The 17,233-nt window shown below is 69.3% G+C and carries 15 protein-coding genes; 6 read left to right on the top strand and 9 right to left on the bottom strand.

Annotation, left to right across the window (positions count from 1 at the left end):
* The first annotated feature begins 134 nt into the window (after positions 1 to 134).
* Positions 135 to 2,891 carry a heparinase II/III family protein gene (locus BJY22_RS36750; RefSeq protein WP_167216302.1) on the top strand — a complete coding sequence of 919 codons (2,757 nt, stop codon included), beginning with the start codon at positions 135 to 137 and terminating at the stop codon, positions 2,889 to 2,891.
* On the opposite strand, the gene BJY22_RS36755 is transcribed toward BJY22_RS36750, so the two are convergent.
* From BJY22_RS36755 to BJY22_RS36775, 5 genes are read right to left on the bottom strand one after another with little or no spacing between them, the layout of a single operon-like run.
* Positions 2,848 to 3,636 (bottom strand): hypothetical protein, encoded by a 789-nt coding sequence (locus tag BJY22_RS36755; RefSeq protein WP_167216304.1) that lies wholly within the window; start codon positions 3,634 to 3,636, stop codon positions 2,848 to 2,850. The two genes, BJY22_RS36750 and BJY22_RS36755, sit on opposite strands and share 44 nt — an antisense overlap.
* Positions 3,636 to 4,454, bottom strand: a complete 819-nt coding sequence (locus tag BJY22_RS36760) for a carbohydrate ABC transporter permease (protein WP_167216306.1) — start codon at positions 4,452 to 4,454, stop codon at positions 3,636 to 3,638. The genes BJY22_RS36755 and BJY22_RS36760 overlap by 1 nt, the downstream gene beginning before the upstream one ends.
* Positions 4,451 to 5,383, bottom strand: a complete 933-nt coding sequence (locus BJY22_RS36765) for a carbohydrate ABC transporter permease (protein ID WP_167216308.1) — start codon at positions 5,381 to 5,383, stop codon at positions 4,451 to 4,453. Before BJY22_RS36765 ends, BJY22_RS36760 begins: the two co-directional genes overlap by 4 nt.
* A gap of 4 nt (positions 5,384 to 5,387) precedes the next feature.
* Entirely contained in the window at positions 5,388 to 6,656 is a 1,269-nt protein-coding gene (locus BJY22_RS36770) for an extracellular solute-binding protein (protein ID WP_167216310.1), read from the bottom strand.
* Positions 6,657 to 6,702: 46 nt separating this feature from the next.
* The gene (locus BJY22_RS36775) at positions 6,703 to 7,713 is read right to left on the bottom strand and encodes a hydroxyacid dehydrogenase (RefSeq protein WP_337759752.1); all 1,011 of its coding nucleotides are present in this window, start codon (positions 7,711 to 7,713) and stop codon (positions 6,703 to 6,705) included.
* A 150-nt stretch (positions 7,714 to 7,863) separates the two neighbouring features.
* Between BJY22_RS36775 and BJY22_RS36780 the strand changes: the two genes are divergently transcribed.
* Positions 7,864 to 8,967, top strand: a complete 1,104-nt coding sequence (locus BJY22_RS36780) for a substrate-binding domain-containing protein (RefSeq protein ID WP_337759753.1) — start codon at positions 7,864 to 7,866, stop codon at positions 8,965 to 8,967.
* Here BJY22_RS36780 and BJY22_RS36785 read toward each other — a convergent pair.
* The 3 genes from BJY22_RS36785 to BJY22_RS36795 form a co-directional block, all read right to left on the bottom strand.
* Positions 8,964 to 10,766: a DUF2264 domain-containing protein gene (locus BJY22_RS36785; protein ID WP_167216312.1), complete on the bottom strand. Its 1,803-nt coding sequence runs from the start codon at positions 10,764 to 10,766 to the stop codon at positions 8,964 to 8,966. The two genes, BJY22_RS36780 and BJY22_RS36785, sit on opposite strands and share 4 nt — an antisense overlap.
* Positions 10,763 to 12,550 (bottom strand): heparinase II/III domain-containing protein, encoded by a 1,788-nt coding sequence (locus BJY22_RS36790; protein WP_238350562.1) that lies wholly within the window; start codon positions 12,548 to 12,550, stop codon positions 10,763 to 10,765. Before BJY22_RS36790 ends, BJY22_RS36785 begins: the two co-directional genes overlap by 4 nt.
* A gap of 142 nt (positions 12,551 to 12,692) precedes the next feature.
* Entirely contained in the window at positions 12,693 to 13,415 is a 723-nt protein-coding gene (locus tag BJY22_RS36795; RefSeq protein ID WP_167216314.1) for a TSUP family transporter, read from the bottom strand.
* 129 nt (positions 13,416 to 13,544) lie between these two features.
* Between BJY22_RS36795 and BJY22_RS36800 the strand changes: the two genes are divergently transcribed.
* From BJY22_RS36800 to BJY22_RS36810, 3 genes are read left to right on the top strand one after another with little or no spacing between them, the layout of a single operon-like run.
* Positions 13,545 to 14,156: a trimeric intracellular cation channel family protein gene (locus tag BJY22_RS36800; RefSeq protein WP_167216316.1), complete on the top strand. Its 612-nt coding sequence runs from the start codon at positions 13,545 to 13,547 to the stop codon at positions 14,154 to 14,156.
* Between the two features lie 21 nt (positions 14,157 to 14,177).
* Positions 14,178 to 15,047 (top strand): RNA polymerase sigma-70 factor, encoded by an 870-nt coding sequence (locus BJY22_RS36805; protein WP_167216318.1) that lies wholly within the window; start codon positions 14,178 to 14,180, stop codon positions 15,045 to 15,047.
* A gap of 49 nt (positions 15,048 to 15,096) precedes the next feature.
* Positions 15,097 to 15,444, top strand: coding sequence for a DoxX family protein (locus BJY22_RS36810; protein WP_167216320.1), 348 nt, complete (start codon positions 15,097 to 15,099; stop codon positions 15,442 to 15,444).
* Here the strand turns inward: BJY22_RS36810 and BJY22_RS36815 are convergent.
* Positions 15,438 to 15,836 (bottom strand): hypothetical protein, encoded by a 399-nt coding sequence (locus tag BJY22_RS36815; RefSeq protein WP_167216322.1) that lies wholly within the window; start codon positions 15,834 to 15,836, stop codon positions 15,438 to 15,440. The two genes, BJY22_RS36810 and BJY22_RS36815, sit on opposite strands and share 7 nt — an antisense overlap.
* A 132-nt stretch (positions 15,837 to 15,968) precedes the next feature.
* Here BJY22_RS36815 and BJY22_RS36820 point away from each other — a divergent pair, with 132 nt between their 5' ends.
* On the top strand, positions 15,969 to 17,120 hold the full coding sequence (locus BJY22_RS36820) for an ROK family transcriptional regulator (protein ID WP_167216324.1): 1,152 nt from the start codon (positions 15,969 to 15,971) through the stop codon (positions 17,118 to 17,120).
* Positions 17,121 to 17,233: the final 113 nt, after the last annotated feature.

Consider the following 17,233-nt stretch of genomic DNA (forward strand, 5'->3'; position numbering starts at 1 on the left):
CTTTCCGCGACGTGTGTGCGACGTCGCCAGCAGCCTGCTTTCAGCTCGCTTTCTGATCGCTTTCCGGTCCGCGTCTCGCGACTCGCTGACGCCGTACGCTCAGCGGCAGTTCCCTGGATTTGGAGATCGGTCTGATGCGTACGAGCCTGCGGGCGACGGTTGTCGCCGGTGTCACCGCCTTGATGGTGTTCGCCGGGACGGTGGGTGCCCAGGTCGGATCGACCGCGGAGGAGTTGCCCGACGCGGAGTTCTTCGCGCTGCTCGACTACGAGCACGTCGCAGGCCTGAGCGGCGTGCAGGCCGCCGTACGCGCGGGCGACTACCCAGCGGCCAAGCGCGAACTGCTCAGCTACTACCGCAAGCGTCCGGCGAACGACGCCGGTCTGTTCTCGCACAAGGACTGGCCAGGCGCACTCGAGTTGACGCCTGATCACATCTGGACGTTGGGCAACGGCGAGGTCTACCAAACCACGTTGCGCTTCGGCGCGCAGGAGTCGACCGTCAAGGCGGACGTCACCAAAGCCGTGGCCGGCGGTGCCGCGGGATTCATGCTGATGGCCCGGACCAAGCAGCCGGTCACCGCCTACGTCAACAGCCGCGAGAAGGGGTCCGGGAAGCCGGAACTGCGGATCACGCTGACCGACGGTTCGGTTCGGACGCTCACTCCGACGGCCGATACGTACATCAAAGCCGGGACCGACGTTGGCACGGCGTTCGGCGGCAAGTACCTGTTGCAGGTTCGGGACCAGGGCAGCGGGCCGTTCACCGCGGAGACCCGGAAGGCCTATCTGCAGTTCGACCTGACCGGTGTTTCCGGTGTACGCAGCGCGGAGCTCTCGTTGACCGGGCGAGCGGACGCCGCGAAGGACGTGATGCTGTTCTCCAACGCAGAGTCGTTCGCGGAGAGTGCGCGCACCTGGAACACCACGGTGCAGAACACCTACTCGTGGCAGGGCGACCCCGGTGGATTCGACTGGCTCCTGCCGGCCGGTGCCGACAAGGAGTACCGCTCCCAGCAAGCGCGGTTCTACTTCGCCGGCCCACTCGCCAGGGCCTATGCCTCGAGCCACGACGAGAAGTACGCCGACGCGCTGATCGGCACGATGACCGACTTCATCACCGACGCCGACGCGTACGGCAGCGCAGGGACCTACCCCCGCAGCCTCGACACCGCACGTCGGCTGCAGAACTGGACGGCGGCCTACGAGATCCTGCGGACCAGCCCGTCGCTGGACGCGGAGGAGAACATCCGCATCCTGAAGACGATGTACCTGTCCAGCGCCCACCTCCAGCAGAACGTCAACGCCAGCCCGAACTGGATGCAGACCCAGAAGGTCGCGCTCCTGCGAGCCGCGGTCTACCTCCCGGAGTTCACCGCGGCCGCCGGTGCTCGCACCAATGCCGTCGACTTCCGCGCCGGGCAGCTCGACGATTCGACGTACGCCGACGGAGGTTACAAGGAGGCAACCAGCGCCTACACCCGCGGCTACGTCTCGCAGTACGTCGACATCGTCGAGTTCATGCAGGCCCATGGCATCGAGTTCCCAGCCCGGGAGAAGCTGCGCAAGCTCGGTCACTACCTGATGGACCAGACCCTCCCGAACGGCTACAGCGCCAACTACGGCGACAGCGGCAGCGAGGACCAGCGCTCGGTGCTGCGCCGGCTCGGCGTGCTGCTCGGCGATCAAGAGCTGGTGTACGTCGGGACGTCGGGCGCATCCGGTACCAAGCCGGCACACCTCGCGGCCCTGTACCCGGACAGCCGCGTTGCGGTGTCCCGCTCCGGCTGGGCGGCGGCGGACGAGTACCTGCGGTACAACATCGACCGCGGCAACCACAGCCATCCCGACGAGCTGTCGATCACCACATCTGCCGACGGCCGCGAACTGCTCGTCGACCCTGGCGCGTACAGCTACAGCACCGACCCACGCTCGGTGTGGCTGCGGAAGTCGACCGAGGCTCACAACACGGTCGAGGTCGACAACACACCGCAAGACTCCACCGCCGCCGGAGCCCTCACTCACTTCGTCAGCAACCCGTCGTTCGACCTGATCAGCGGCAACACCGACGCGTCCGCGGGCGCCTGGCACGCCCGTTCGGTGCTGGCGCTGCGTAACGGCGTAACCCTCGTGTCGGACCAGCTCAGACCGCGCGACACCGCCGCGCACCGCTACGAGCAGAACTGGCACTTCCTCCCCGACGCCAACCTCACCCAGGCCGGCACCTCCAAAGCGGCTGTCACGCGGTTCGGCTCCGGCGCCAACATCGCGGTCGTTCCGGCCGACCCGGAGAAGCTGACCGCCTCCGTTGCCAACGGCTACTACTCCCAGGAGTTCTACCGAGTCAGCAGCGCGAAGTACGCGTCGTACGTCAAGAACGTCGCAGGGCGTACGACGTTCGACACGCTGCTGCTGTCGTCGCCGTCGGCCGCGGACAGCGCCGTACGGATCAACCGGCTTGCGGTCGGGACGCTGACACCGGACCTGGCCACGGCGCTGGACATCCGGTTCGGCGACGGCGGCCGTGGTACCTACTACAAGTCCTGGGCATCCAAGGCCAACCGAGCCTTTGGCAGCTACACCTTCGACGGCAAGATCCTCTACGTCCAGGACACACCGAACGGAGCCGTCCAGTCCTTCAGCCTGTACGACGGCTCGACAGTCAAGCGCGGCGGCAAGGTGCTGATCAGCTCACCGGTCGCCGTGAACAACCTCGCGGTGACGTACGACGGATCCACACTGCGCATCGACGGCAACGGACTGACTGCGTCGACGGACGCCACGAAGGGAATCGGCGTCGCCGCCCCCAACGTTACCGAAGTCGTCCTCAACGGCACCGGCGTCAGCTTCACCCGCAACGGCGACCTCGTCTACGCAGCGGCCGCCAACTGATCGCGGCAGCCTGGCGAGGTGTGGTTTGGGGAGTCCTGCGCACCGGAAACGACCAGCAGAACTCCCCAAGCGGCCAAGCCGGTTCCACACAGGACGCGAGTTGGAGTTTGCTGTTGGTCAGTACGACCCACAACGCGCACGCGGGCGCCGTCGCCAGGCCGGCCAGCGGGACCTGGCTGACGATGACGGCGGCGACCGCGAGGACTAAAAGGGACAGTACGGCGAGCGGCCAGCGGCGGGCCGTCGCGTAGACCGCGGCGCGGAGTACGGCGGCGTACGACAGGTCGTCAGTTGTTGCCAGCAGCACCAGAATCGTCAAGGTGCTCGCGACGACCAGGACTGAGAGCAGCGCCAGCATCGGGATGAGCAGTGCTCCCGGCATCGCGGTGCCCAGGACGCGGATGTCCGTGATCAGTACGCCGACCAGCGCGAGCGACGACGCCGACGTCAGCAGCGCACGACGCCACGTTCTCGCCAGGACGCGCTGCAGGACGCGGAGCGGCGGCCGCGGGTCGTCGTACGCGAGGTAGCCGAACGCCGCGGTCGCCGCCGGGCCGAGGGGCAGTGCGAGTACGGCGAAGAACACCGGGTAGTGCCACGGATCCGAGACTGTTGCGAGTGCCAGCATCAGGGGTGATCCGGCGAGTGCGAGTACGGCGTTGACCAGCAGCGTGCGGTGGACGAACGACCAGATGAGGTCCCATGCGTCCGCCCGGACGTTCACCCGGGCCAGTGGCGATGCCATCACTTCATCCCGCTCGTGGCGATGCCCTGCACGAAGTACTTCTGGCCGAGCAGGAAGATCACCAGGATCGGCAGCACGGACAGGACCGAGCCGGTCATGATCATCGCGTACTCGGCGTCGTACAGGCCGACGAAGGACCGCAGCCCGAGCTGGATGGTCCACAGGTTGTTGTCGGTCAGGTAGATGAACGGACCCATGTAGTCGTTCCAGGTGTTGACGAAGGTCAGCAACGCCAGACTGGCCAGTGCGGGCTTGGACAGCGGCAGGATGATCCGCGCCCAGATGCCGTACTCACTCAGCCCGTCGAGCCGCGCCGCCTCACTCAGCTCGTCGGGGATGGTCAGGTAGTACTGCCGCATCAGGAAGACGCCGAACGCGCTGAACGCCTGCAGGAGGATCAGCGAGAGATGCGTGTTCACCAGGCCGGCCTTCTGCATGATGACGTACTGCGGAACCATGTACGCCTGCCACGGAACGGCGATCGTCGCGATGTACGCGAGGAACAACGCGTCCCGCCCCGGGAACCGGACCTTCGCGAAACCGTACGCCGCGAAGCTCCCGGTCAGCACCTGCAGGAAGGTGATCGTGATGCTCAGGAACGCCGAGTTGCGCAGGTACGTGAGCAGCGGGATCCGGTCCCAGATGCGGGTGAAGTTGTCCCAGTGGAACTCCGACGGGATCCACCGGATCGGGACGCTGAACACCTCGTTGTCGAGTTTCAGCGACGACGAGAGCATCCAGGCGAACGGCACCAGCACGACCAGCGACAGCCCCGTCAACAGCAGGTACGCCGCCACGCGACGAACGGTGGCGGTCATCGCTCACTCCTTCGCTGCAGCCGGAACTGGATGAGCGTGACCGTGAGCACGATGACGAACAGCACCATCGAGATCGCGGACGAGTAGCCGAACCGGCCCTGGGTGATGCCCTCCCGGAAGATGACCTGGGACAGCACGAGCGTCGCCCGGCCCGGCCCGCCCTCGGTCATCACCTGCACCAGGTCGAACACCTTGAAGCTCGAGATCGTCAGCATGATCAGCACGAAGAACGTCGTCGGCCGCAACGACGGCACCGTGATGTGCCAGAACCGCTGCCAGCCGCTCGCCCCATCGACCTGCGCCGCCTCGTACAGCTCCGCCGGGATCGTCTGCAACCCGGCCAGGTAGAGGATCATGTAGTAGCCGAGGTCGCGCCAGACGCTGGCCATGATCACGGCCGGCATCGCCCAGGCGGTGGAGGTGGTCCAGCCCGGCGGGTTGTCGATGCCGATCGCCCGCAGGAACTGGTTGACCGGCCCGAGGTCCGGGCTGAGCAGCATGTTCCACACCACCGCGACCGCGACCAGCGAGGTGATGTACGGGAAGAACAGCGCGGTCCGGAAGAACCGCACCGCCCGCAGTTTCCGGTTGAGCAGTACGGCGAACCCGAGCGCCGCCACCAGCGTCAACGGCACGTGGCCGACGGCGTAGTACGCCGTGTTCCGCAGCGCGGTCCAGAACGTCTCGTTGTGGATCATCCGCTCGAAGTTCGCCAGCCCGACCCAGCGCGGGCTGCTGTAGGAGTCCCAGTCGAGGAACGACAGCGCCAGCGAGGCGATCACCGGCACCAGGGTCAGTGTCGCGAAGCCGAGGAAGTTCGGCAGGATGAAGGTCCAGCCGACCCAGGTGCTGCTGCGCCGCCGGCGCGGGCGGACCCGCGCCGGTGCGGTCAGGGTCGCGGCTGCCTGCTCAACAGTCTGCCCAGCCATCTGGTCAGCCGACCTCGTTCTTCACGCGCTTGGACATCTCGTTCAGACCGGCGTCGAGGGACTTCTGTCCCGTCATGATCAGCTCGTGCTCCTCGGTGAGGATCTGGTCGATGTCCGCGGACTTGTCGCTGACCGGCATCTCCAGTACGACCTCGTCGGGCTTGAACGCCTTCTTCGCGACGTCGTCCTGCGGTACGCCGGGCAGCCCGAAGTACGTGTCGAGGATCTTCTGGCTCTGCAGCGACGGCGTGACGCCGACCTTCGCGACCGCGGTGGCGCCCGCCTCACTGGCGGCGTACTCGACGAACTTCTTCGCGGCGTCGGTGTGCTTGGAGTTCTTGTTCACCGCGAACGCCGTCGGGGATCCGAACGTGGTGACCTTGCCGGCGGCCTTCTGCGGCAGCGGGGCGACGCCCCACTCGACCTTCGTCTTACCGGCCTTGACATCGCCCAGCAGCGTCGCGGCGTACCAGGTGCCCATCGGCATCAGCGCGGCCTTGCCGGTGGAGAACATCGTGTTGTACGTGACCTTCTGGCTCTTGGCCGTTGCCCACGGCATCAGAACGCCGTCCTTCTGCAGGTCCAGCGTCAACTGGTACTGGTCCTTGAAGAAGCCGTAGTCGCCGCCGAGGAGGTTGCCGCCGGTCTGTGCGGCCGCTGTCGCCTCGACCACGGAGCGCCAGGTGTGCTGGTAGGCGCCGTACACCTTGGACGCCCCGTCGCCCTTCGTCAGGCTCTTGGCAAGCGTGGCGTAGTCGCTCCAGGTCAGGTTCTGCAGCTTCGACTCCGGTACGCCGGCCTGCTTCAGCAGCGTCTTGTTGTAGTACAGGACCCAGAAGTCCTGGCGGTACGGCAGCGCGAAGTACTTGCCCTCGAGGTCGTAGGCGTCCAGGCCGGAGTACTGCGCGGGGTCGAGCTTCTTCGCCTCGTCGGTGAGCGGGACCAGCTGACCGCGGGTCGCGAACCGCGAGTAGTCGATGACGTTCTTCATCGTCAGCACGTCGGTCGTGTCCCCGCCCGCGAGCATGGTGGTGACCTTCTGCGGGTAGTCGTCGGCGAGGATGTCGACCGGTTCGACCTTGATGTCCGGGTTCGCCGACTGGAAGCCGTCGATCAGCGCCTTGAACTCCGGCGTGGTCGCGTAGTTCCAGAGGGCGACCTTGATGGTCTGCGGTCCGCCGGCGGCCTGGTCGGCCGTTCCGCCGCCGCCACAGGCGGTCAGCAGCGACAGCGCCGCCGCGCCGATGAAGGCTGTTACCAGTTGTCGCTTCACGACGATCTCCTTGAAAGGGCAGAGGTCCTGCAGGGTGATGGGTGGTTCAGGCGGTGAGCGGGAAGGTCTCCGCCGTGATGCGGGCCCGGAGCGGTGCGCCTGCCAGCCAGCGGGTCAGCTCGTCCAGGGCGTGGTCGGTGAGCCGGTGCACCTCGGTCCCGAGGGATCCGGCGATGTGCGGCGTGATCATCAGGTTGGGTGCCGCGCGCAACGGTGAGTCGGCCGGCAGCGGCTCCGGGTCGGTGACGTCGAGGATCGCGTACAGCCGGCCGGACCGGCACTCGGCGGCCAGCGCAGCCGAGTCGACCAGGCTGCCGCGCGCGGTGTTCACGACGGTCGCGTGGTCGGGCAGCTTCGCGAGCTCGGCCCCGCCGATCATGTGGTGCGTGGACGCCAGCTCCGGAGCGTGCAGGGACAGTACGTCGACCCGCGGCAGCAGGTCGGCCAGGTCGACCAGCTCGGCACCGGCCGCGGCCACCTCGGCAGGGTCGGCGTACGGGTCCGAGACCAGGACCGTCGGCTCGTCGAGCGTCCGCAGCAGTTCCACCACCCGGCGGCCGATCCGCGAGAACCCGACGATCCCGATCGTGCGCCGGAAGTTGGACAGGTCCCCGAACCCGTCCAAGTGACTCCAGCCCCGGTACGCCGTCCCCGCGTCGGCTGCCAGGAACGGCGCCTTCTTGCCCGCGAAGATGATCGCCGCGAGCGTGTACTCCGCGACCGGTACCGCGTTCGCGTCCGCACCGCTGGTGATCACGATGTCCCGCGCCCAGAGCGCGTCGTCGGCGAACGGGCGGACGCTGCCGGCCGCGTGGAAGACCGCCTTCAGCCGCTGCGCGACGGCGAGCCGGTCGGCGGTGAGCCGGGGAACGCCCCAGGACGTGATCAGGACCTCCGCGGACGCCAGCTCGGCCCGGGACCGCGGCGAGTCGAGCTCGTCGGTCCAGGTCCGGTCCGGAAGGTCGACCAGCGCTCGCACCCGCTCGAGCCGCGCGGCGTCGAAGTGCGCGTCGAAGGCGTCCTGGTTCATCACGATCAGTCCCCGTGGCCTGCTCACCAGTGCAGCCCTCGGGCTGGCCCGACGCCGTGGAGAGCGGTTACCGTTGCGGTCATGTGAACATGAGATGACGTGCTTGTTCATGTCATCTACGGGTCGTCCGTGAATGATCCGAAACGTTCAAACTCGAACATCGAGGAGGTGGGGTCGGTGCCGGACGACCGGCTGTTCGGTCTGCAACGCCACGAGCGGGTGATGGACGAGCTCCGCCGGCACGGTGCCGTGCGGGTCAAGGAGCTCGCCGAACTGCTCGGCGTCAGCGAGCTGACGATCCGCCGGGACATCGCGGCGCTGGCCGCCCAGAACCTCCTGACCAAGGTGCACGGCGGCGCGACGCTACCGACCGAGCTGGCGCCGAGCGCACCGGCGCGGCGGCGCCCGTCGAGCGCCCCGCGGTTCTCGATCGGCATGGTCGTGCCGTCGCTGGACTACTACTGGCCGCCGATCGTCGGCGGTGCCCGCTCGGCGGCAGCCGCACACGGCGTGGCGATCCAGCTGCGCGGGTCGACGTACGACTGGGCCGAGGACCAGCGGCAGATCTCCCGGCTGATCGAGGCCCAGCAGGTCCAGGGGCTGCTGCTCGCGCCGAACCTGGAGGGCGACGACGTCGGCGAGATGATCCAGTGGATCGGGGAGCTGCCGGTTCCGGTGATCCTGGTCGAGCGGCACCCGCCGCGCTGGACGCCGACCAGCTACCAGCTGGAGTGGGTCCGCAGCGACCACGCACTCGGGGTCGAGCTCGCGGTGCGGCACCTGTACGACCAGGGCCATCGCCGGATGGGACTGGTGCTGTCCAAGGGCAGCCCGACGTCCGCCCATCTCGCCCAGGGCTGGGACCTGGTGTGCGCCGACCTCGGGATCCCCACCGACATGGTCGTCCGCGAGTCGGTCCGGATGGACGAGCCGGGACATCGCGAGATCATCGGTCACCTCCTCGAGCGGTGCGCCGCGACCGCGACGACCGCGCTGGTGATCCATTCCGACCCCGATGCGATGTCCGTCGCGCAGTACTGCATCGAGGCCGGCCTGCGGATCCCTGAGGACATGGCGATCGTTGCCTATGACGACGAAGTCGCGCAGCTCGCGGAGCCGTCGATGACCGCGGTCCGCCCGCCGAAGCTGATGGTCGGACGGACGGCCGTCGAGATGATGGTGGCCCGGCTGCTCGAAGGCCGCCGACGACCGACGCAGCGCGTGCTGATCACGCCGGAGCTGATCATCCGCGACTCGTCGATGCCGTTCGCGCGTTCCTAGAGGTCCAGGTACTCCGTGGCGCCGTCGGTCCAGGTCACCTCGATGCGTGTTGCGTCGACGCGGACCGTAGGCACAGGCTCCGGCGGGCCGCCCGCGAGGGTGACGACGGCGACGTACAGCCTGCCGGCCTCGATCGGTCCGCGGACGAACGGTACGACGGTGTCGGGTGTCAGCTCGCGACGATCGGCATGGTCGAGGCCGGTGACGTTCGAGACCGTCGAGACGAGGTCGCCGGAGACGGGCCAGCCGCTGAGCTCGATCAACCAGTCCGGGTGCAGGGACGCGTCCGGTGCCACCCGCACCGCCCGTACCTCGTGACTGCCGCTGAGCAGGGATCCGGTGACCAGGCGCGGTCCCTCGACGACCGTCCCGCCGCGTCCCGAGCCGTGCTCCGGGCTGTGGTCCTCCGTGGTCATCACCCAGTGCGCGTCGACGACGGAGACGTTGGGCGCGGCAACGGTCATGCCGTTGCGGTGCGACAGGCCGTATTGCGGATGCACGACGGCGATGCTGTTGTCCAGGGGCTGCGCCCACGACGGCGGCTCGAACTGCGGCAGCGTGTGCGTCGAATAGGCGATGCGCGCGTACAGCGGTGAGTCGGCGCGGCGGTCGCCGGGTGTCGAGTGATCCGTGCCGTGGTTGACGATCCGGACGATGCCGTCGGCGCGGGTACCGCTGACGAGCCATCCCGGTTCGGGCAGTTGCAGCCTGAAGTCGCCGGTCTCGACGGGCAGCGGCTCCTCGTCCGCCGTCCACACCGGGTGATCGGCGGGCAGCATCAGGCCGAGCATGCCTTTGACCGCCCAGTACGGCGATCCCGGTCCGGAGTACGACTGCGCGATCGCCGGGTCCTCGCCGTACCAGCCGAGGTTCAGCAGGCCGCGCTCGTCGGGGACGCCGCGATCGAGGAAGTGCCGCAGCATGCCCGATGCCGCGCGCCGGAGCTGTCCGGGCGGGAGGCCGGTCGCGCCGGTGATCGCACCGACCCAGAACGGTGCGGCCGCGGCGAACCGGTACGTGAGGCTGCGCCCTTGGGCGAGCGGTGCGCCGTGCCCGCCGATCAGATGTACGGCGGTCTGCAGGAAGTCGTCCAGGCGCTGCCGCCACTGTGCGACCAGCTCCGGATCGGCGAGCGTGTCGTCCATGGTTGTCCAGAGCAACGGATACACGTGCAACGCCCAGCCGTTGTAGTGGTCGAAGGCCCGCTCGGGACCGTCGGCGTACCAGCCGTGACCGCGATACAGGCTCTCGTGCACCGCCAGGCCGCTGTCGATGTCGGCGCGCGACCACGGCCCGCCGACCTCCTTCAGGAAGGTCTCCACCACGATCTGGAACCAGACCCAGTTGATCGGCGGATATTGCTCACCGACCACACTGCCCAGCCAGTCGACGACGCGTTCCTGGTCGGTGGGCGACAGCTTGTCCCACAGCCACGGCCGAGACAGGTGCAGGCCGAGTGCGATCGAGCAGGCCTCGACCTTCGCCTGACCCAGCCGATCGGGCCGCGGCCAGGCCGTCGGCGACGCCGGGTCCGTGCCGGCCTTCAGGCCGGCCGCGTACCACTCGGCGAGATTGTGCGGATCGTTGCCGTCGGCACCACGCAGCCGCGCCGCCGCGAGCAGGAACGAGCGCGCGAACGCTTCGAGCGAGTCGCTGTCCTGCCCGTACGCGCTCGGCTTCCCCGGCAACTCGATGCGCGAGTGGTCCGGTGAGGCCCACGGCCGCAGGGCGAGCAGCAGGTCATCCGCGGTGCGCTCCCAGGTCGCACGCGTGTAGCCGGTGTACGGCGCGTTCGTCACAGCGTCTCCTCGAACCTGCTCACAGTGAGCTCGAAACTCGTCCGGCCGGAGGCGTCGATCACCAACCGGTGGACATCCGGTCCCCAGACCGCCTCGAGCAGCTCGTCGTCGACCGCCCTGCGTTCCAGGGTGCCCGGCCCGAGTTCGTCGTCCCACGACAGTGCCACCAGGACCCCCGACAAGCTCCGTACGACGAGTCCGCCGGGTCGGTGCCGCTGCGGCGTACCGGCGAGGATGAAGTGCTCGACGATCTGGTGGCCGTCCTGCCACTCGTCGGTCACGCGGATCGCCCGGGCGTCCCGGTCCAACGACGCGGTCCGCCGTACCACTCCCCCGGGTAGCGTCAGCGCGAGCTGATCCTCCTGTGGTTGCAGGCCCCCGGCTCGCTCCGCGGCGCCGGGCGACTGCTCGTGGCCGTCGATCAGCGGGACGTTGTGCCAGGCGCTCTGCATGACCCATTGCTGGTAGCGCCGGGGCGAGAAGGAGATCGCCGTGTACGTCGGCTGACCGAGATCGACGAGCACCGGGGCCGAGTCGACCGCCGCGATGAACGAGCCGACGTCGTTGTGGTTGTGGTTCTCGTCGTTGTGGCCGCCCTTGACGGCGAGCGCCAGTCCGGCCGGAGCGTCCCGCGCGACCAGCAGCTCGGTGTCGGGCAACCAGGTCGACCGCGGAAGATCGAGCGGTTCCGCGGCCGCGGTCCACCATTCCCGATCGAACAGCCCGATCAGCGCGCGGCCGAGGCCCACCTCGGGTGACTGCGGCTGGCCGCGATGCGCCGCCGCGAACGCCGTCACGCCCGGATCGCCGACGCGGCGGCCCCAGCGGTGCAGGACATGCCACGGTTGCTGCGGATTCGGGCGTGCCGGCCCGTCGCCGACGTTGACGTACCAGCCGTCGCCGAGTGCCATTCGTCGCGGGTACTGCGCCAGCTCGGCCAGCGGCTCGCACTTCCACGGGTCGAGCGCGCCGCCGGTGATGCGGTCGAGCAGCTCCAGGGCCTCGACCAGCCGCGCCGGCCCGTTCCACCAGTACGCGTAGCCCTCGTCGCAACCACCATCGGCCGGCATCGCGTCGAGGTACCGGCTGAGACCGTCCACGGCCGACTCGACCAGCAGGAACTGGGTATCCGGGTCGGACTCGAGCAGGAGGGCGGCGCTCAGGATGTGGCCCTGGATCCACGGGCTCCAGTTGTGCAACCGCCCGTCCAGCCCGAGCCAGTGCCACTCCCGGTTGCCGAGGAACGGCTCGAACACGCGAATCCGGGCCTCGCGTCGCAGGCGGCGCCGAAGCCCGGGCACCCGCTCGTCCAACGCCGACCCGAGCACCAGATCCGCCCATGCCAGAACCTGTACGGTCTCGGCCGCGCCCAGGTCGACGTACGGATCGTCCGGATCGGCCACGACCTCGCCACGGGCCGCGGCGAACGACTCGTGCGCGGCCCAGCACCACGTGGTCTGCTCGCACAACAGCAGCAAGCCGTCCGCGGCCTCGTCGACATGCTCACCGGTCATCGCCGCTGCCAGCACCGCGGTACTCGTCCGGCGCCGCAGCTCCCCCGCCGGCCCTTCGTACGCGACCCGAACGCCGTCCCGCCAGTACCGGGCGTAGTCGGACAACAACGTCTGCGGCCAAGGCTGCGCGCGGTCGACCTCGGCCGCTGTCAGCACGTCGTCGACCGTGTCGCGATCCAAGGCCTCCCACGCGACCCGGTCCCTGAGGTCCGGTACGCCGAGCAATGCGGCGGCCCCGCCGACGCCCTGCCGTCGCAGATCGATCGGCAACGACGCCCATCGTCGAGCAAGCGACACGAAGAACATCCCGTCTGAAACGTGAAAGGGCACGGTCCGCCACACCGTAGGACAGCCGGGACCACCGACGAAAGCCACCGTTCACAGTCGAACACAGACGATCCGACTCGGTTCTTCAGAGTGCGAACAGCCCTTTCAGCCCGGTGGCGACGCCGCCGCCGATCGCCAGCAGCAGCACGAGGAAACGGGCCGTCCGGTCGGGGATCCGGCCCGCCAGCAGCGCCCCGATCGCTGCCCCGGACAGCAGGCCCAGACCGGCGACGCCCCATTCGCGGTCCGCGAGTGGAGGGACGCCGCGGGTGACGAGTGAGAAGGCGTTGACGACGGCGCCGTAGAACAGCGCGTTCGGCACGAATTCGCGGATCGTCCAGTTCGCGTTGACGGCGTACAGCGACATCGGTGGCCCGCCCAGACCCGCTGCGGTGTTCATGAACCCGCCGGTCGCGCCGGCCGTCAGGGCGCCGGCGAGGCCCTTGAGCGCCGGTACCCGCAAACCGGTCAGCAGCAGTGTCGCCGTCACCGTCACGAGAGCGCCCATCACCACGAGCAATACCGGCCCGGGAAGAGCCCGGGAGAACCACGCGCCGACCGGCGCCGTGCACGCAGCCGCGACGAGCAGCGGTCCCATCGCCCGAAGCCGCACCTGACGCCATCCTCGTGCCAGCCCCAGGACAGACACGACACCGGCGGCGCAGTTCGCGAACGTCACCCCGTCAACCGGCCCCAGCACGATCACCAGTGCAGGCACCGCGACCAGCGCGAACCCCATCCCCGTCAGCCACTGCACCAGGGCGCCCACCAGCACGACACCACCGAGCAGCAGCACGTCCACCGACACGCGTCGTCTCCTCCTCACTGCACGACAAACGCTGGCCACCGTACCTACACCGCGGCTTCCCTCACGCAGTGCGCCCGGCAACCGGGCCCGGTGCGGGAGCAGGGCGATTCACACGAGAGAGTGATCCCCATGGCATCGCTTCTGCTCGTCCTCGATCTGGCGGGGATCCTGGTGTTCGCGATCTCGGGCGCGTTGCTCGCCGTACGCCGGAAACTGGACATCATCGGCCTGCTGGCGCTGGCGACCCTGACCGCGCTGGGTGGCGGCTGGATCCGCGACATCCTGATCGGAGCGGTGCCGCCCGCCTCGCTCGCCGACTGGCGGTACCTGCTGGTGCCGGTGATCGCGGCGCTGACGACGTTCTGGTTCCATCCGGTCGTCACCCGGCGGGAGCGGACCGTCGACGTCCTGGACGCGTTCGGCCTGGGACTGTTCTGCGTCGCCGGGGCGCTCAAGGCCGTCGAGTACGGCGTCGGTCCCGTGCCCGCGATCCTGCTCGGGATCGTGACCGCGGCCGGCGGCGGAGTGCTCCGCGACGTCGTCGCCCTACGGGTCCCGACCGTGTTCGGGCCCGGCGAGCTGTACGCGATCCCGGCCGCGGCCGGCGCCACGATCGCCGTCGTCGGCCACGAGCTCGAGTTCCCCGTGACCCCCGTCGCCGTCGTCGCCGCCACGGTCGCCGTCACCTGGCGCCTCCTGGCCATCACCCGCGGCTGGCACGCCCCGGTCCCCAGGACCTAGCGCCGGATTATCGTTGCACGCATGGAGGTGGCGACGGCCCGGTTCACGGAGCATCGCGGGCTGTTGTACGCCGTGGCGTACCGGCTGCTCGGGAGCGTGGCCGACGCGCAGGACGTCGTCCAGGACGCCTGGCTGCGGTGGAGCCGGGTCGACACCGGCACGGTCGACGATGCGGAGGGCTACCTGGTCCGCGTCACCACCCGGCTCGCGATCGACCGGTTGCGCAGTGCCGCGGTACGCCGTGAGTCGTACGTCGGACCGTGGCTTCCCGAGCCCATGCTCACCACACCGGACGCGGCCGATCACGTCGTACGGGCCGATGACGTGTCGACCGCCGTACTGCTGGTCCTCGAGGCCCTGTCGCCGACCGAGCGGGCCGTGTTCGTCCTTCACGAAGCGTTCGGTTACAGCTACTCCGACATCGCCGGCATCCTCGACCGCCAGGTCGCCGACGTCCGCCAGCTCGCGCACCGGTCGCGCAAGGCGGTCGCCGAGCGGCGTCGGCGCTACGACACCGACCGGACGACCCAACGACAGGTCACCGAGCGCTTCCTCGCCGCCTGTCTGGACGGCGACGTCGAGGCGCTGATGGCGGTCCTCGCCCCGGACGTCACGCTGATCAGCGACGGCGGCGGACTCACCGGCGCTCCGCGCAAACCGATCTACGGCCCGCTGTACGTCGCTCGCGCGTTCGTCGCACTGTCCGGGCGCCGGCCGGACGGCGCGCAGGTCGGGATCGAGGAGCTCAACGGCGCCCCCGGGATCGTCATCCGGTCGGCCGACGGCCCGGTTCTCGCGGTCACCCTCCACCTGGTCGACGGCGGCGTACACACCCTCCACGTGGTCAGCAATCCCACGAAACTCACCGGCCTGCTGTCACATCCGCAGTAGCTGTCTCGTCCGTGAGGCGACCATTCGCCTCCCACGGATCGGAGCTCTTGTGTACGCCGCCTATCTCGCCTCCACGGTGCTCGCCGCCGCGCTCACCGGCAGCGCCGCGATCGCCAACGTCATCGGTCACGCCTACCCGAAGTCGCAGGCCGACAAGGTGCGCGTCGACCACAAGTGGATCCTGCCCTTCGGCCTGCTGCTCGGCGCCGGCGCGGCGGGCCTCCTCGCCGGTCTCGCCGTACCGGCGCTCGGCCTGCTCGCCGCGTCGGGCCTGGTGCTGTACTTCCTGGGCGCGCTGGTGGCACACCTCCGGGTGCACGACCACAACCTCGGCCCATGGTTCCTGTACCTCGCAACCTGCACGGCCGCGCTCGTCACCACGGTGGCGTATCACTGAGCCGATCGCTTCGAGCGCCAGAGGTTGGCGACCAGAGCGACCAGGCCGACGACGAGTCCCGTGCCCAGGCCGATCATCATCGCGATCCCGATGTGCCTGAGCGCGAGGCCGTCGGTCCACATCAACTGGTGGACGATCGCGAGCGATACGCCGTACAGGCCGCCGACCATCAGGAAGTCGGTGAGCGGACGGCGGCTCCGGCGCCTGATCGCCACGCCCAGCCAGACCGCGAACGGGATCAGCGCGAGGCAGTAGTAGAGCAGCCCGCTCTCCGGCGGCACGACGTCCAGGTCGGCCAGAACTGTGCGCGGGATCCCGAGCGCGACCAGTACGAGCACCAGCCAGGCCGGCATGTCGGTGGCCGGGAACGTCCGGCTGACGTGCTGATTCATGAATCCTCCCTTCGTCTCGTCCAAGCGTCGGGGACACCGCCACCACCACACATCGGCCGCCCGGCGGCACCCGGCGTACGCCCGGCGACGTACGCCGGCTGATCGCCGGACCTCGTCTAAGCTGGCTCGATCATGGGGTCGGACGGCGCGGATCAGTCCCGGTTGCGGCAGCTCAACGAGCGCGCGGTGCTGGCCGCGGTGCGGTCCGCCGGCCCGGTGCGGGTCGCACAGATCGTCGAGCAGAGCGGACTCGGACGCACTGCGGTCGAAGAAGTGCTGTCCAGCCTGGTGACGCGGCGCTGGCTGGTCGAGGAGAGCCCGGCGATCCGCGGCCGCGGGCGTCCTGCGCGCAGCTACCGCTTCCGCGCGGAGGCCGGGTATGTCGCCGGCCTGGACATCGGGGCGTACTCCGTCCGCGGGGCGCTGACCGACCTCGACGGCCGGGTGCTCGCGAGCGTACGGCATCCGGTGGCGCCCGAGATGCGACGGGACGAGCGGCTGGGTACGGCGGACCAGGTGATCGCCGAGTGCGCACGCGAGGCGGGCGTACCCGTCTCGCGGGTGTGGGCCGTCGGCGCCGGTACGACGGGACTGGTCGACACGACCGGCACTGTCGTCCGGGCCAACGCGATCCCCGACTGGGCCGGCACCAACGTGCCCGCACACTTCACGACCCGCCTCGCGGTCGCGGACAACGACAGCCAGTTGGCTGCCCTCGCCGAACAACGCCACGGCACGCCCGCCGCCGGTCCCGCGGACATGGTGTTTCTCCATGCGGGGCGGCGTACCGGGCTGGCCCTGGTCCTGGACGGCCAACTACGACGGGGCGCGTTCGGTGCCGCCGCGGACATGTCAGCATTGCGCGGCGTGGCCTGGGAGGCGGCACTCCAGTACTTGCACGACGTCGTACCGGCGGACGTCCCCCCACTGGACAAGGCCGAACGTGCCTTCGCCGCCGCCCGTGACGGAGATCGGGCGGCCCGCGCCGCTGTCCGGAGGTACGCACACGCGATGGCGGTCGCCGCGGCCACCGCCATCGCGATCGTCGACCCGCGGCTGCTCGTGCTCGGCGGGTCGTTCTCCCGAGCGGCCGACGTACTGCTGGAGCCTCTGACCGCCGAGCTCACCCGCCTCTGCCCACGCGTCCCGGAGGTCCGCGCGTCCGAGCTCGGCGCCCTGTGCGTGGCCCTCGGCGCGGCCAGCCTCGCCCAGGACGCCGTCCACACCCGGCTCCTCGACCCCACCCGTGGCGCTCTCCCCACCCTCACCTCCCGCAGTCTCTGACCTGCAGCTCGAGATTGTTCATCGGGCGCCGTTGACGCGCGTCCGGTTCCGCGGCTAATAATGTCGGAAAGGGGCAATAATGCGCACTCACGCGCACCCCGCCGCCAGGAAGT

Origin of the sequence: Kribbella shirazensis (genome assembly GCF_011761605.1) — a bacterium.
Taxonomy (GTDB): Bacteria; Actinomycetota; Actinomycetes; order Propionibacteriales; family Kribbellaceae; genus Kribbella; species Kribbella shirazensis.

What these genes read in the sequence shown, in the direction of transcription:
- BJY22_RS36800 (WP_167216316.1), top strand. Translation starts at nt 13,545, where the DNA reads ATGGCATCGCTTCTGCTCGTCCTCGATCTGGCGGGGATCCTGGTGTTC.
- BJY22_RS36815 (WP_167216322.1), bottom strand. Translation starts at nt 15,836, where the DNA reads ATGAATCAGCACGTCAGCCGGACGTTCCCGGCCACCGACATGCCGGCC.
- BJY22_RS36755 (WP_167216304.1), bottom strand. Translation starts at nt 3,636, where the DNA reads ATGGCATCGCCACTGGCCCGGGTGAACGTCCGGGCGGACGCATGGGAC.
- BJY22_RS36805 (WP_167216318.1), top strand. Translation starts at nt 14,178, where the DNA reads ATGGAGGTGGCGACGGCCCGGTTCACGGAGCATCGCGGGCTGTTGTAC.
- BJY22_RS36820 (WP_167216324.1), top strand. Translation starts at nt 15,969, where the DNA reads ATGGGGTCGGACGGCGCGGATCAGTCCCGGTTGCGGCAGCTCAACGAG.
- BJY22_RS36760 (WP_167216306.1), bottom strand. Translation starts at nt 4,454, where the DNA reads ATGACCGCCACCGTTCGTCGCGTGGCGGCGTACCTGCTGTTGACGGGG.
- BJY22_RS36750 (WP_167216302.1), top strand. Translation starts at nt 135, where the DNA reads ATGCGTACGAGCCTGCGGGCGACGGTTGTCGCCGGTGTCACCGCCTTG.
- BJY22_RS36765 (WP_167216308.1), bottom strand. Translation starts at nt 5,383, where the DNA reads ATGGCTGGGCAGACTGTTGAGCAGGCAGCCGCGACCCTGACCGCACCG.